General features: G+C 55.1%; 11 protein-coding genes. 9 read left to right on the top strand and 2 right to left on the bottom strand.

Annotation, left to right across the window (positions count from 1 at the left end):
* Positions 1-127 precede the first annotated feature (127 nt).
* Positions 128-1,108 carry a dimethyl sulfoxide reductase anchor subunit family protein gene (locus tag O9K64_RS14300; protein ID WP_275098760.1) on the top strand — a complete coding sequence of 327 codons (981 nt, stop codon included), beginning with the start codon at positions 128-130 and terminating at the stop codon, positions 1,106-1,108.
* Positions 1,109-1,208: 100 nt separating this feature from the next.
* On the opposite strand, the gene O9K64_RS14295 is transcribed toward O9K64_RS14300, so the two are convergent.
* Entirely contained in the window at positions 1,209-3,011 is a 1,803-nt protein-coding gene (locus O9K64_RS14295) for a hypothetical protein (protein ID WP_275098759.1), read from the bottom strand.
* A 48-nt stretch (positions 3,012-3,059) separates the two neighbouring features.
* On the bottom strand, positions 3,060-4,325 hold the full coding sequence (locus O9K64_RS14290; protein ID WP_275098758.1) for a glycerate kinase type-2 family protein: 1,266 nt from the start codon (positions 4,323-4,325) through the stop codon (positions 3,060-3,062).
* Positions 4,326-4,703: 378 nt separating this feature from the next.
* Between O9K64_RS14290 and O9K64_RS14285 the strand changes: the two genes are divergently transcribed.
* The 8 genes from O9K64_RS14285 to O9K64_RS14250 all read left to right on the top strand — a co-directional run bounded on the left by O9K64_RS14285 (position 4,704) and on the right by O9K64_RS14250 (position 15,771).
* Positions 4,704-5,546, top strand: coding sequence for an IclR family transcriptional regulator domain-containing protein (locus O9K64_RS14285; RefSeq protein ID WP_275098757.1), 843 nt, complete (start codon positions 4,704-4,706; stop codon positions 5,544-5,546).
* Positions 5,547-5,827: 281 nt separating this feature from the next.
* Positions 5,828-6,997, top strand: coding sequence for an ADP-forming succinate--CoA ligase subunit beta (gene sucC, locus O9K64_RS14280; RefSeq protein WP_275098756.1), 1,170 nt, complete (start codon positions 5,828-5,830; stop codon positions 6,995-6,997).
* Positions 6,997-7,878 (top strand): succinate--CoA ligase subunit alpha, encoded by an 882-nt coding sequence (sucD, locus tag O9K64_RS14275; protein WP_275098755.1) that lies wholly within the window; start codon positions 6,997-6,999, stop codon positions 7,876-7,878. The genes sucC and sucD overlap by 1 nt, the downstream gene beginning before the upstream one ends.
* Positions 7,879-7,955: 77 nt before the next feature.
* Positions 7,956-9,659 (top strand): NADH-ubiquinone oxidoreductase-F iron-sulfur binding region domain-containing protein, encoded by a 1,704-nt coding sequence (locus O9K64_RS14270; protein ID WP_275098754.1) that lies wholly within the window; start codon positions 7,956-7,958, stop codon positions 9,657-9,659.
* Complete coding sequence (gene fdhF / locus O9K64_RS14265; protein WP_275098753.1) at positions 9,656-12,406, top strand: formate dehydrogenase subunit alpha; 2,751 nt, start codon at positions 9,656-9,658, stop codon at positions 12,404-12,406. The genes O9K64_RS14270 and fdhF overlap by 4 nt, the downstream gene beginning before the upstream one ends.
* Positions 12,407-12,514: 108 nt before the next feature.
* Positions 12,515-13,498 (top strand): NAD(P)H-quinone oxidoreductase, encoded by a 984-nt coding sequence (locus O9K64_RS14260; RefSeq protein WP_275098752.1) that lies wholly within the window; start codon positions 12,515-12,517, stop codon positions 13,496-13,498.
* 564 nt (positions 13,499-14,062) lie between these two features.
* Positions 14,063-15,052 carry a Bug family tripartite tricarboxylate transporter substrate binding protein gene (locus O9K64_RS14255; protein ID WP_275098751.1) on the top strand — a complete coding sequence of 330 codons (990 nt, stop codon included), beginning with the start codon at positions 14,063-14,065 and terminating at the stop codon, positions 15,050-15,052.
* 221 nt (positions 15,053-15,273) lie between these two features.
* A complete protein-coding gene (locus O9K64_RS14250; protein WP_275098750.1) occupies positions 15,274-15,771 on the top strand; it encodes a tripartite tricarboxylate transporter TctB family protein in 498 nt (165 codons plus the stop codon).
* The last annotated feature ends 35 nt before the right edge of the window (positions 15,772-15,806 follow it).

Below are 15,806 nucleotides of genomic sequence, written 5' to 3'. Positions count from 1 at the left end.
TTGGGGTGAGTGGAGCGAACCCCAACGGACAACGGCTCCGCTCAACGCCATGTTGGGGTTCGCAGGCTCACCCCAACCTATGGATTGCGGGTCGATTGAAGTGCAATTTAGGAAATAGGATAAAACGATGCACCCGGCATTTTCGGTAATTTTTCTCACCACCCTGATCGGTATCGGTCAGGGACTGTTCCTGGCGCTGTTTACCGGCCAGGTGTACGCCCTGGGCAACCTGATACCGGTCCAGGCGAGCCAGGGCTTCTACGCCGTGGGCAGTCTCCTGTCGTTACTGTTCCTGCTGCTCGGCCTGGTCGCCTCGGTGTTCCACCTGGGACGGCCGGAGCGTGCCTGGCGCGCGGTTACCCAGTGGCGTACCTCCTGGCTGTCGCGCGAGGTGATCGTGCTGCCGCTGTTCATGCTGCTGGTGTTCCTCTATGGCGTCGTGCACTACCTCGGCTGGACCGCTCCGCTGTTCCTGGTGGCGGGGACCCTGCCGGTGGATCTGTCTCTGATCATCGGTCTGTTGGCCAGTATTGCCGCCTTCGCCCTGTTCGTCTGCACCGCCATGATCTACGCCAGCCTGAAATTCCTCCAGGAGTGGTACACCCCGCTGACGGTCCTCAACTATACGCTGCTGGGGCTCGCCTCCGGCTTTATGTTCGCCGCCGCCTTCTCCGCCTATATCGGTGTCGACCTGGTATCGCTGTTCGGCACCTGGGCGGTGGTGTTCACCCTGCTGGGTGCCGGTTCGCGGGGCGCCTCGCTGGTCAGAAACCGCGCCCTGCGCGACAAGTACGGTCTGCGCACGGCCATCGGCGTGCGCCATCCCCAAATGAAGCAGCTGAGCCAGGGCTTCATGGGTGGCGCCTTCAATACCCGGGAGTTTTTTCACGGCCGCACCCCTGGGGCGCTGCGGCTGATCCGCTGGTTTTTCCTGCTGGCGGTGTTCCCGATTCCGGTGGCGCTGATCGCCGCCGGATACGGACTGCAATCCCCCTCGCTGCCGATTGCTGCCTTTGCCCTGCAGTATCTAGGACTGATTGCCGAGCGCTGGTACTTCTTTGCCGAGGCCAGGCATCCGCAGAATATCTATTACCAGTCGATGGCCTGAACGGTTCCTGCTATAGCGGTCCCTGATTACCCAGCCATCAAACAGACTGGAGTTTGGGGTTTCATGCTCTGATCTGCGTTCGGGCGGTAATGGAAAGGTGCTAACGGCCCCATTCTCCAAGGGTATGCTGTAACGCCACATCGACCGTTGCAGGCGCGCTGATGGTTTGTGCATTCTGTGATGAGGGGAAAAGTTGCAGTAGTGCCGTTCTGGTATCGCGGTCGGGAATCGCACCTTCTAGTGCCTTGGGGTTTAATCCGACCAATTGACTCTGCTCAATCTGTGCAATGATCTCTCCACTACCAGCATCAACCAGGTTAATCTCGCTTAAACGCTTGATGCAATCTCTGATAAAGTCAGTGTTTTCCTCGGGTGCCATGGCGCTGGCTGGTGGATAAACAGTATCGGCCGAGGTGGCGTTTATATTGATTTTTCGATACCGATCAATATCCATCAGGCAGTTAATGTCGAGGATATTTAATGATCCATTCATGCCAAACGCTACTGTTCGGGGACGCTCACCCAGCTTTACGCTGTTATCGAGGAACTCGTAATGTACGTCTTTGACTTGGTCAAGCGCCCAGGTGAAGAATAGCTCTGGCATCCCGGTGAATGCCTCTATATTGTGATAAAGAAGATCATCGACCGCTTTATAGCGGCCTACCTTGATGCCCCGTGACCAGGCGCGTTCAACGGTGGCGTGGGGTGGGGTGATCATGTAAAACATGTAAATTTTTGCGCCAAACCGGGTCAGCAGGTTACTCCCCGCTTCACGGGATTCTTTGGCAAAACTGTCGAACCGGAACCGGTCAATCAACAGATGCGGTACCGCATGGCGCTTTGCTTTTTCACTGATGTAGGCGTCGAGTTTCTGATCGACAATCTGCAACTCATGACCGGTGCAGGTGGCTGCATATTTGTAGAACTCATCCAGTGATTCATAGTCGAGTAAGAATTTACGCCAAATATCTGGGCTGATAAGGGCGAAATCCCCCCAGCTTAGTCCAAGACTATGTGTCAGCTGTTGTTGTAGCGGCCGCAGTGTGCTTTTGCCCGAAGCCGCAGCGCCCTTGATATTCATCACCACCGGCTGCGGTTGGGTCGGAAGCCGGGAGTAGCCCTCTGCGAGTGCGCCGGCATCGATGAACGGGGAGATTAAAGAGCCAATCAGGTTGCTTCCATGGCTATTACATACCTGTTGGGTGACCAACCTGGCGAGCAGCTCCTTTTCACCGCGAACCCGACCATGTTTGCACAAGATGGCGCCACATACATGGTGCAGGCGGTGATAGATAGCGCGCTCCAGGGCGTTGTCATCGGTGGCCTGGGATGCGCGCTGTCGCCACTGCTCCAGGGTCTCTGCTTCCAGAATTTCAGGGGCCTTGATGGAGGATTTTTTCTCCCGGCGCCTGGTAAGTCGCTTCCACCACCCTTTTTCTTCAATAACAGCAACCGGTTTCTTGAAAAGTGTGGCCTCCAGCTCTTGATCGACCTTTTCGTACACACGCTGTTGCAGAGCGTCATAGCAGTCAACGGCATCCTGCATCTTGGGTTGCAGGTATTTATCCAGCAGCGTTTGCGCCATTCTGCGGAAATTTACACCGAGGTCCTCATACTGTTCCCCATCAGAAATCTGGTAATTTGCGGAGAGGCGAATCAGTAACTCATGAACCACCAGCCGCTCTGGGCGTAGGGTGGCTATCTCCTCCATCAACAGGCCGGTGAAGTGACTCAGTTCCTCGATCTCTGAAAAAGTCTGGAATACGTTTTCCGGCCGCAGAATGGTTGAAAATACCAGCACCTCGCGGGGTAATTGAGAGCTTATGCCGGGATTCCATGCGTCATATTCGATGCGGCTGTCCGTGATGCTGTCACCCGTCGCTTGGCTTGCTAATGTTGACATGTATTCAACGTGCTCCATCACTCTGTGGCTGCGATATGTAGCCTGTTTTCACTTTTCAATCAGGATCGCGCGGAAGTCATTAACATTCGTCAGGGTTGGGCCGGTGACAATCGAATCACCCATCGCCTCGAAGAAGCTGTGCCCGTCATTGTTCATCAAGCTATCTTGTGGTTTTAACCCGATTGACCAGGCCCGTTCAAGGGTGTCGGGGGCGATATAGGCGCCAGCGATCTCTTCCAGCCCATCGACACCATCGGTGTCGCCTGACACGGCATGCACGCCGGCAAGTCCCTTCAGTGCAATGCCGAGGGAGAGCAGGAACTCGACGTTACGCCCGCCCCGGCCATTGCCGCGCACCGTCACCGTGGTCTCTCCACCTGAAAGCAGTACGCAGGGAGGTTTTATCAGTTCACCCCGGGTGGCGATTTCATGCGTGATTCCAGCCATCACTTTGCCTACATCTCGGGCTTCACCTTCGATGCTGTCGCCCAGTATAACGGGAGTGATACCAGCGGCCCGCGCGACCTCGGCTGCAGCCTGCAGCGCCATCTGTGGTGTGGCGACCATGCGAGTGTCAATGGCGGGAAGGTTGGGTGCGCCTGGCTTCACCGACTCCCCCTCGCCACTTTCCAGTAGTTGAATGACTTTAGGGGGCACATTGATGGCATAGCGCTTGATAATGTCCAGCGCATCGGCGCATGTGGTGGGGTCAGCCACCGTTGGCCCGGATGCAATGTCGCCTGGATCATCTCCCGGGACATCGGAAATCAGCAGGTTCACGACTTGCGCCGGGTAACATGCAGCGGCCAGACGACCCCCCTTGATAGCCGAGAGGTGGCGGCGTACACAGTTCATTTCGCCAATGTTGGCGCCACTCTTTAACAGTGCCCGATTGATTTCCTGCTTATCTTCAAGAGTAAGCCCGGGCAGTGGCATCGGCAGCAGCGAGGATCCACCACCGGAAATCAGGCAGATCACCAGGTCGTCCTCGGTGGCGTCTTGTACAAAATCCAGTATCTTTTCGGCGGCCTGTGCGCCGGCTGCATCCGGGACTGGGTGGGCGGCTTCAAGAATCTCGATCTGTTCGCAAGGTACGGCATACCCGTAACGTGTTACCACGACACCGCTGAGCGGTCCTTGCCAGTGCTGCTCAACCACACGGGCCATTGCGGCTGAGGCCTTGCCGGCACCGATGACGAAAGTCCGGCCGACTGGTGGGGAGGGTAGGGTCGGTGGTAGCGCAACAGCGGGCTGTGCCGATGCGATGGCGGCTTCGAATAGCTGCTGGAGAAATTTTCTGGGATCTACTGGCATTGGCGAATGGTACTCAGATAGTGATTCTTGGCGGGATGAATCTCACGCCATTTTATCTTGAAGTAAATCATGCCTCGGGATTTTGGTCAACTATAATGGAATCATTTTCCATTACAGGGAAAAATAGATAGTTAAACGCCTGGGTATTATTTGGCTTTGCGATATTAAGCGGGTATTATCTTTTAACTGCATGAAAAATATGGATTACTTCCATTTATTCGTCGTTGTGGTACTGTGACTATAAAATTGCCTGTAACGCTCTCTGCAGCAGGCGCCTATCCATCTCTACTATTGTACGCATGCCAATGAAAATAGTTTTCAGCATGTTTATATTGCTACCCGGTGTCATATCAGGGTACATCAACACGGAGTAAACGCATGGCTGAAGGGCAAAATCAGGAAGTACGCAAAAGAGGCCGGCCTGCCGGGCGGAAAACAATCCAAAACCAAAACGGTGGGCAAATCCAATCCCTGGTCCGTGGTCTAACCCTCCTGGAGCGGTTGGCTGAATCGGAAGATGGTGTTGGGTTGACGAATTTGGCACAACAGGTCGGGCTGGCCCCTTCAACGACACACCGTTTGCTGATGACCTTTCAGCAGCATCTATTTGTCCGCAGTGACCCTGTTTTGGGAAAGTGGTATATCGGCGTTGGGGCATTTTCGATTGGCAATGCGTTCTTGCATCACCGCGAATATCTCGCTCAAGCAAGGCCGGTAATGCACGATTTGATGGAGCTGACCGGTGAGACGGTCAACCTGGCCCTGGTGGACAGTGGCCGGGCTGTTTTCATCGCCCAGGTGGAAAGCCGGGAAGTAATGCGTATGGTCGTAAGGCTGGGGAGTCATGCTCCTCTGCATGCTTCGGGCGTCGGCAAAGCTTTTCTAGCCACAATGACCGATTCTGAAGTCTCCGAGATACTGCATCAGCACGGACTGCCCCGGGTAACGGAAAATACCCTGTCCACGCCCGAAGCGTTGCATGCGGATCTGCTCAAGGTGCGGGCGCAGGGCTACGCCATCGATGATGAGGAGCATGCCATTGGATTGCGTTGCGTAGCCTCCACGATTCATGACGAACAGGGCAAAGCCCTGGCCGCTATCTCACTGTCAGGTCCCAAGGCCAGGATTCCGGACGAGCGCATTGCCCAGTTGGGTCTGGACGTAGTGCGCAGTGCGGATGAGATTACCCGCTGTATTGGGGGGCATCGGCCCACTTATTAAGTGAACCTCCCGGTGATGGTTGTATGCGGTCGCATGTCACACGCCCCATGTTTAATATCCGTCTGATATCCTTAATTATTCTCCCAGGCTGCCAGGTTGAATCTGCTCGGCGTGGTTAGTTATCCAGAGTGTCCTATTCTGGCCATATTCCAGGTAGTCGTTTGCTATTGAGCTGAATTTGTTTGATCTGGCTTAGATCTGTTGCATGTGCTCGAATATTAGGTATATTGTATACCAACTATTCTAATAGATCGGCTGACGCACGGTTCGGCGGAGGATGAATGAATATTCATGAGTATCAGGCCAAGCAGTTACTGGCAAAATATGGCGTGGCTGTTCCTCGGGGAGAGGTGGCTTTTTCTGCGGCCGAAGCGGAAGTTGCCGCACAGCAGTTGCCCGGGCCGGTTTGGGTGGTCAAAGCTCAGATTCACGCAGGTGGCCGCGGCAAGGGCGGCGGCGTCAAGGTTGTCAAGTCCGTGCAGGATGTAAAGTCAGCAGCCGAACGGATGATCGGCATGAATCTGGTGACGCACCAGACCGGGCCTGAAGGAAAGAGGGTCAAACGCGTCTATGTGGAGGAGGGGTGTGACATCGTACGCGAGCTCTACCTCAGCCTGCTTATCGACCGTGCTACCAGTTCTGTTACCCTGATGGCGTCCACTGAAGGTGGTATGGACATTGAAGAGGTTGCCGGGAAAACCCCGGAGAAAATACTCAAGGTGGCAATCGACTCGGCTATTGGTCTGCGCCCTTACCATGCCCGCAAACTGGCCTTCGGGCTGGGCCTGGAGGGAGCGCAAGTCCGTTCAGCCACCCAATTTTTCTCATCCCTCTACCGTGCTTTTCTAGACCTTGATGCCAGCCTGATCGAGATTAATCCCCTGGTTGTTAAAGGTAACGGTGAATTAATTGCGCTGGATGCCAAGATGAACTTTGACGATAACGGTCTGTTCAGGCATCAAAATATTGAAGCACTGCGTGATGAAGATGAGGAGGACCCGGCCGAACTCGAGGCCAGTAAGCATGAACTCAACTACATCAAGCTGGATGGTTCAATCGGCTGTATGGTCAATGGCGCCGGTCTGGCGATGGCCACCATGGATATTATCAAGCTATACGGGGCTGATCCCGCCAACTTCCTGGATGTCGGTGGTGGTGCTACTGCCGAGCGTGTGACCGCGGCATTCAAACTCATTCTCTCGGACAAGAATGTTAAGGGAATCCTGGTCAATATTTTTGGCGGCATCATGCGTTGTGATGTGATTGCCAAAGGCATTGTGTCCGCAGCCAATGAGGTTGACCTGCATGTTCCGCTGGTTGTTAGATTGGAAGGGACCAATGTGGCAATGGGTAAAGAGATTCTTAATCGATCCGGGTTGAATATTGTGTCAGCCGATGATCTGGGTGATGCCGCCGCCAAGATTGTGGCGGCTGTTCGTGAGGTTGCGTAATGTCGGTTCTGATTGATAGGAACACAAAGGTCATCTGTCAGGGATTCACCGGTTCCCAGGCAACCTTTCACAGCGAACAGGCGATTGCTTATGGTACCCAGATGGTGGGCGGGGTTACGCCGGGTAAAGGAGGAAGTCGCCACCTCGATCTGCCGGTCTTTGATACGGTTGCTGATGCCGTTGAGCAGACCGGTGCAACCGCATCTGTAATCTATGTTCCGCCAGCATTTGCAGCCGATGCCATTCTCGAAGCGATCGATGCGGAGGTAGAGCTGATTGTCTGCATCACCGAGGGTATTCCGGTGGTTGATATGGTTGCTGTCAAGCGGGTGTTGCGGGACTCCCCATCTCGACTGATCGGACCAAATTGCCCGGGAATAATCACCCCGGGAGAATGCAAAATTGGCATTATGCCGGGGCACATTCACAAGCCGGGCAGCGTGGGCATTGTCTCGCGCTCGGGCACATTGACCTACGAAGCAGTTGCCCAGACCACCGCTGCAGGCTTGGGACAGACCACCTGTATTGGCATCGGCGGTGACCCGCTCAATGGAACCAACTTTATTGACTGCCTGGATCTGTTTTTGGCTGATCCGGCCACCGAGTCGATTATCATGATCGGCGAGATCGGTGGGACCGCTGAAGAAGAGGCGGCCGACTTCCTCAAGCAATCCAAGGTGAAAAAATCGGTTGCCGGTTTTATTGCCGGATTGACCGCCCCACCCGGCCGGCGGATGGGGCATGCAGGCGCCATCATTGCAGGCGGCAAGGGCGGTGCAGAAGACAAAATTGCAGCGATGCGGAGTGCAGGTATTCACATTGCGGATTCACCGGCAAGTCTGGGCACCACGCTGAAGCAGGCGTTGCAGGGAACAATTTGACGAATTGGGGGCTGGTATTGAATGGGTACACGGATCATCACCAGCCTGAATCATCATTTCAGCCAGAGGCGTAAACAATGGCGCACTCCACGCAGGTTGTAGCAAAACACGATCACCCCGGGGCGGGACGGAAAAAGACTTCAGGCACCCGCAAAGGACGGCAAGTTGATCCGGCCGCCTTGGCGGAGGTGCGCCAGTTGCTTGGCGACCGTTCCCGGCAACGCGATCTACTTATCGAGCACTTGCATCTGATTCAGGATCATGCCGGTTGTCTTTCCGAGGCTAATCTGTCTGCTCTGGCCTATGAGATGGGCATTGCGCAGACCGAAGTATTCGAGGTTGCGACTTTCTATGCACACTTTGATGTAGTCAAGGCGGGCCAGGAGGCGCCACCGGCGATTACCGTTCGAGTGTGTGACAGTATCTCCTGCAAGATGGCCGGAAGCGGCGAGCTGCAGACGGTGCTGGAGCGTGAGGCGGGTCATGGTGTGCGGGTAATTCGCGCGCCCTGTATGGGACGGTGCGACTCCGCGCCAGTGGCCGAGGTGGGGCATAGCCATGTGGGTAACGCCACGATTCAGATCGTGCTGGACGCCATCCGGCGCGGTAATACCCATCCCGATCTGCCGGAGTATGAAGGTTACGAGGCCTATGTCAAAGCGGGAGGATACGCAAAACTGCAGGAGTGTCTGGATGGTAGCCGTAATGCAGAGAGCGTCATCGATGCCCTGGACAACTCGGAACTGAGGGGTATGGGCGGTGCCGGATTCCCTGCCGGCCGCAAATGGCGCATCGTCAACAGCTACCCCGGTCCCCGGTTGATGGCGGTCAATTGCGACGAGGGTGAGCCTGGAACCTTTAAGGATCGCTATTACCTGGAGCGCTATCCCCACCGTTTTATTGAAGGCATGCTGATTGCTGCCTGGGTGGTTGAGGCCAAAAAGGTCTATATCTACGTACGTGATGAGTATCCCGCGATACGTAAGATTCTGCAGCAGGAGCTGGACAAGGCCAAGGCCGCCGGATTGCTTGATGGTCGTGAAATCGAGATCCGGCGTGGTGCCGGCGCCTATATCTGTGGCGAAGAGTCGGCCATGATCGAGTCCATCGAGGGTAAACGGGGTCTGCCCCGCAATCGTCCGCCGTACGTGGCCGAGGTGGGACTGTTTGGGCGTCCGACTCTGGAGCATAACGTTGAGACCCTCTATTGGGTGCGCGATATTCTGGAGAAGGGCGCTGAGTGGTTCTCCAGCGCAGGACGTCACGGCCGCAAGGGATGGCGCAGCTACTCTGTCTCGGGGCGGGTCAAGGAGCCGGGTGTCAAGTTGGCGCCGGCGGGTATCACCATCCGCGAGCTGATTGATGAGTACTGTGGTGGCATGCTCGACGGCCATGGGTTCAAGGCCTATCTGCCAGGCGGTGCCTCGGGTGGTATTCTTCCCGCCAGCATGGGCGATGTCCCGTTGGATTTCGGTACCCTGGAAGAGTACGGCTGTTTCATCGGGTCGGCGGCGGTGGTGGTCTTTTCAGATCACGATAACATGCGTGATGTCGCGCTTAACCTGATGGAGTTTTTCGAGGACGAAAGCTGTGGCCAGTGCACACCATGCCGTGTCGGCACGGAGAAGGCCGTCAAGCTGATGCAAAAACCCGAGCTGGACACGGAATTGCTCACCGAACTGAGTCGGCTCATGGGGGATGCCTCTATCTGCGGCTTGGGTCAGGCGGCCGGCAATCCGGTGAATTCGTTGCTCAAATACTTCCGTGAGGATTTTTCATGAGCGAAACTATCCGCTTTACCCTGGATGGCCGCGAGGTCGAAGCGCAGGCCGATGAAACCATCTGGCAGGTGGCCAATCGTTGCGGTACTACGGTTCCCCATCTTTGCTACAAGCCTGATCCCGGCTATCGTGCAGACGGTAATTGTCGCGCCTGTACAGTAGAGGTAGAGGGTGAGCGAGTGCTGGCGGCCTCCTGTCAGCGCAAGCCCACTGAAGGCATGGTGGTTCACACCGATAATGAACGGGCGCGCAATGCGCAGCGGGGTGTGATCGAGCTGTTACTGGCCGATCAGCCGAAACGTGCCTTGGCTCATGATCCGGACTCCAGGTTCTGGCACTGGGCAGATCAGCTCGGCGTCACTGACAGCCGTTTCCCGTGTCGCACCACGCAGCCGGTTGCAGATACCAGCCATTCGGCCATGCATGTGGCTTTGGATGCCTGTATCAACTGCAATCTGTGCGTGCGTGCTTGTCGCGAAGTGCAGGTCAATGATGTTATCGGTATGGCCTATCGCGGGTTTGCGTCAAAGGTGGTTTTTGACCAGGATGACCCGATGGGTGACAGCACCTGTGTTGCCTGCGGCGAGTGTGTCCAGGCCTGTCCTACCGGCGCGCTTATGGAGTCTGCGCTGGTCGATGAGCGGGGTATCGGCAAAACCGGTAAACTGACTGAAGTTGACAGCGTATGTCCCTACTGCGGGGTCGGTTGTCAATTGACCTATCAGGTCCGTGACAATGAAATCGTCGCTGTACAGGGACGCAATGGCCCATCCAATGAGAATCGCCTGTGTGTCAAGGGGCGCTTTGGTTTCGACTATATCCATCATCCCCACCGACTTACCAGGCCACTGATTCGCAAGGAGAGCGCCCCCAAGGGTGGCCAGCTGGACCTGGATGCCGGGAATCCTCTGGAGTACTTCCGTGAAGTGGATTGGGAAGAGGCACTTGATTTTGCGGCCAGCGGATTGAGGACAATCCGTGACCGTGATGGGGGCGATGCATTGGCGGGGTTTGGCTCGGCCAAATGTTCCAATGAAGAGGCCTACCTGTTCCAGAAGTTGGTGCGGAGCGGATTTGATACCAATAATGTCGATCACTGTACCCGGCTATGTCACGCCTCATCGGTGGTGGCCCTGCTGGAGGCCGTTGGCTCGGGTGCCGTTAGTGCACCATTTGGCGCGGTTAAGGATGCCGATGTGGTGATGCTTATCGGCAGTAACCCGACCGCCAACCATCCGGTTGCGGCAACCTATTTCAAGCAGGCGGCCAAGAACAAGACCCTGATCCTGATCGACCCGCGCAAAACCCCGCTGGCCCGTCATGCCAGGTATTCGCTGCAATTCAATCCGGGTACCGACGTGGCGATGTTCAACGCCATGCTCAACGTCATCATCAGCGAAAAGCTCTATGACGAAGCGTTTGTAGCGGAGCGTACCGAAGGGTTTGATGGCCTGCGGCGTCATGTAGAGGCGTTCACACCCGAGGCGATGGCGCCGATCTGTGGCATCGATGCCGATACCTTGCGCACGGTCGCTCGCACCTATGCCACGGCCGGTTCATCGATCATCTTCTGGGGTATGGGAATCTCCCAGCATGTGCACGGCACGGACAATGTACGCTGCCTGATTGCCCTTGCGTTGATTACCGGCCAGATTGGTCGCCCAGGTACCGGTCTGCACCCATTGCGTGGACAGAACAATGTGCAGGGGGCATCTGATGCCGGGTTGATCCCCATGGTATTTCCCGATTACCAACCGGTCGATGTGGCATCCATTCGGACGCAGTTTGAGGAGGCCTGGGGCGTGCCGCTGAAATCCAAGCCCGGGCTGACGGTGGTGGAGATCATGGGTGCCATCCATAACGACGAGATCAAGGGTATGTACATCATGGGTGAAAACCCGGCCATGTCGGATCCCGATGCAGATCACGCGCGCGCGGCACTGGCCAAACTGGAGCATCTGGTGGTACAGGATATCTTCCTGACGGAAACCGCATTCCATGCGGATGTCATTCTACCCGCCTCGGCGTGGCCGGAAAAAGATGGCACGGTAACCAATACCAATCGCCAGGTGCAGATGGGACGACAGGCGCTTGCCCCTCCCGGCGATGCGCGACAGGATTGGTGGATTGTTCAAGAACTGGCCAAGCGTATCGGTTGTGACTGGAACTACTCACACCCGAGAGAGGTGTTTACCGAGATGGCCTCAGTAATGCCTTCGCTGAATAACATCACCTGGGATCGTGTGAATAGCGAAGAGTCCGTCACTTACCCGTGCGATGGTCCGGATGTCCCGGGTAATGATATTGTCTTTCGAGACGTTTTCCCAACAGGCAGTGGTCGCGGCAAGCTGGTGTCCGCTGAGATTATCCCACCGGATGAGACGCCAGACGAGGCGTATCCGTTTGTGTTGACCACCGGGCGTCAGCTCGAGCATTGGCATACCGGGTCTATGACCCGCCGGGCCGCTGTACTGGATGCTATCGAGCCGGAAGCCGTTGCCTGCCTGTCACCACAAGATATGCGCCGACTGAACATCGAGCCTGGGTCAAAAGTGAAGATCTCTACCCGGCGCGGGGCCATTGAACTGACGGCTCGCTCTGATCACACGGTCACAGAAGGACTGATCTTCATCCCCTTCTGTTATGCCGAGGCACCCGCCAATGTATTGACCAATGCGGCCCTGGATCCCTTTGCCAAAATTCCGGAATTCAAGTATTGCGCCGCACGTGTAGAGGTGGAGTGGTAGGGGCTGGCGGGTATCGCAACTATCTGCTGAGACCTTACGTGAGGTTGCGATTGGATCAGCTATCGACTGGTGGACCAATGCTGAACAGCTAAATGGAGGCAGGTGTTGATGAAGGCGATATTGATTGATGAGTTTGGTGGGCCGGAAGTTTTATCGTTTGCTGAAGTGGAGCGGCCAACACCACAATCCGGACAGGTCCTGATCAAGGTGGCTGCCACTTCAGTCAATCGCCCCGATCTGGTTCAGCGCGAGGGCAAGTATCCTGCCCCGCCGGGTGAATCCCCGATTCTCGGATTGGAAGTCGCCGGCACCATCGAAGAAATTGCCGACAGCGAAAGCCCGTGGCGGGTCGGTGATCGCGTCATGTCCCTGGTAGCCGGGGGGGGCTATGCCGAATATGCCTTGGCCTACACCGGGCATGTCATGCCGGTGCCAGAGTCGATGCGTTTTGAAGAAGCAGCCTGTGTCTGTGAAACCTACATTACCGCCTATCTTAACCTGTTCATGATTGGTGGTTTGGTGAATGGCGGCAGCGCGCTGATCCACGGTGGTGGCGGCGGTGTAAATACTGCAGCGCTGCATTTGTGCGCGAATCTGGTTCCACAAGCGCGTACGCTGGTAACCGCTTCACCGCAAAAGATAGAGCGCGTAAAGGCGCTGGGTGCAGATCTGGTGATCAATTACCGGGAGCAGGATTTCGCAGAAGAGGTGAAGGCCTTTACCCATAAGCGCGGCGTTGATGTGATCCTGGATCATATCGGCGCTCCCTATTTGGCATCCAATATGAAATCACTGGCGCTTTGTGGTCGTCTGGTCAGTATCGGTGTGACGGGTGGCATCAAGGCCGAGATCAATCTGGCCCTGTTGATGGTCAAGCGTCAGCAGCTGATCGGGTCGGTGTTGCGCTCGCGTCCGGTCGAGGAGAAGAGTGAGATTGTCGCTGCCTTCTCCAAGGCGGTGATTCCCTTTCTTGCCGATCGTTCCATTGTCCCCCTGGTTCATGAAGTTTACCCGCTATCGGAAGCGGCACAGGCCCACCGGGCGATGGAGGCCAGTTCGCACTTTGGTAAACTGGTTTTGGCGGTTGCTTAACGCTTTCGAGGTGGGTTTTTCGGGGTAACAGCCACATCGCGTAACAAGCACACTAACTGCCTTAAGTGATCCAATGCTCCAAAAAGTGTGCTTTTCTGATTCTTTGTGAAGAGATTTTTCATAAACGATCTAAGGTGGTTTGAAGGTCAATAACAATACCAGTAACGGCTCCGCTGCATGGGGCGATTAAATGGCCGGCTTTGCAGTGAATGCCAGTGCTCGCTTCTCCCAGGAGCCTAAAATCGCACTGCATTTAGTCGGGTGCGACAGACGGTACGCCTTATACGTGGTGCCTGTCTGAGCCGGTTCGAGGTCGGTTTGGCTGCTTCCAGCGCGACCCTGTCAAAACAACCTAAAATGTTTTGTGGAAAAGACTTCCAAAAAACATCGATTTCGATGTTTACTTTTGCCGGGAGGCGGATTATTCTAAGATCAGGTATCCAGTATACGGTATACCAAATACTTTCAGGCGCTGGTGGTCTTCGTGCCTGGACGTGACATCCACAGCTATCGGTACAAGGCAAAATATAAATGCTGGCTGAATGGCTCGAAGGAGGAAATCTCATGAAAATATCACGTAAAATGGCATTCCTGCCGGCGCTAACTCTATCGCTTGCTGCGCTAGCCGGCGTCTCACAATCCGTCGTTGCAGAAGGCTGGACCCCGAAAAAACCCGTAGAATTTGTCATCATGGCCGGTCCCGGTGGCGGTGCCGATAAGATGGCGCGCCTGATGCAGACCGTTATCCAGAAACATAAGTTCTCGCCAAAACCCTTCATTCCTGTAAACAAGGCCGGTGGTTCAGGTGCGGAAGCGCTGATGCATCTGAAGAGCAAGAAGGGCGATGACCATATTGTTATGGTTACGCTCAATAGCTTCTATACCACGCCTCTGCGTCAGCCCGCCCTGAAGGTGCAGCCGCTCGACTTCACGCCGATTGCGCGCATGGCAGAAGATACCTTCCTGCTTTGGGTTGGCAAGAATAGCGGTATAAACACGCTCGATGATTTTGTAAAGGCAGCGAAGGCCAAAGGCAATGACTGGATTATGGCTGGTACCGGTAGGGGTGGCGAGGATGAGCTTCTGACGTCTTATCTGAATCGTACCTATGATCTGAATATCAGGTACGTTCCGTACAAAGGCGGTGGTCGTGTTGCCAAAGAGTTGGTCGGCGGGCATGCCGATTCTACAGTGAATAATCCTTCCGAGCAGATGGGCTTCTACCTGGCTGGCGATAGCAAGCCAATCGCCGCATTCACCGGTGCGCGTCTGCCCCTGTTCAAAGAGGCCCCTACCTTGACCGAGCTGGGCCAGCCTTTCGAGTATTACATGCAGCGTAGTGTTGTGGGTGCTCCAGGTATGAGTGATGAAGCCGCGGATTTCTATCGTGAAGTGTTCACTAAGGTGTACAACAGCGAAGAGTGGCAGAAGTACATGAAGGATAAGAGCCTGCAGGGTGAGTTCATGACCGGCACGAACCTTCAGGATTATTGGACCCGTGAAAACAACAATCACAAAGTGTTGTTGAGCAAGATTGGCGAAATCAAGCAATAAAATCGCCTAAAGTGGTGCGTGCATCAGTTGCGCATTCATGGTGCACCACCACTTATTAACCAGTGCGTTATGGACGAACAAGGATCTGAGGCGTCATGCTTCGTTTGCTGTCCGGGCCTGCCTGAAGGCTGGTGGTTTCTAGGTGCTGCTGTGCAAGTTTCAAACCCTATTTTTTATTCACACGAAGACTACATGAGATAGTGTAGAGAGGTAAAAACGTCATGCGCAAAGCGGAGTTTATCATGGCCTTGGTGTTGGGGGTTTTTTCCGCCTATCTGATGTGGAAGAGCGCGGAACTACCTATTGGCTGGCAAAAAGGCATCGGACCTGGCGGAGGAATGTTTCCATTCTGGCTGTCCACAGGCATGTTGATTTGTTGTGTCTGGATTCTCGTGAGATGGGTTAGAAGGACAAGCCCGCCATCACAGTCGGAGGAGCCTTACATGGATCATCAGACGGCCGTCCTGATTGGTATGGTAGTCGGTTCTCTGACACTTATGATCGGTGCGATCCACTTGGTTGGTGTATATGGTGCGGTACCGTTATTTTTTATCTGGTACATGCGCACCCTTGGGCGCCATAGTTGGACAGAGAGTATTTCCCTGGCACTGATCACACCCGTTGTCACTTTCTTCTTTTTCGAGATTCTATTGCACATCACGCTGCCGAAGGGTTATCTGGAACCCTTGTTTTATCCGCTGTTTGAGCTGTTTCTGTAAATCGCGGTCCGGGGTCTGGAATACGATTATTCGTA

It is taken from the genome of Sedimenticola hydrogenitrophicus, assembly GCF_029017505.1.
Lineage (GTDB): Bacteria > Pseudomonadota > Gammaproteobacteria > Chromatiales > Chromatiaceae > Sedimenticola > Sedimenticola hydrogenitrophicus_A.
Note: the sequence above shows the minus strand (reverse complement) of the source record. Positions and strands in the feature narration are given on the sequence as shown.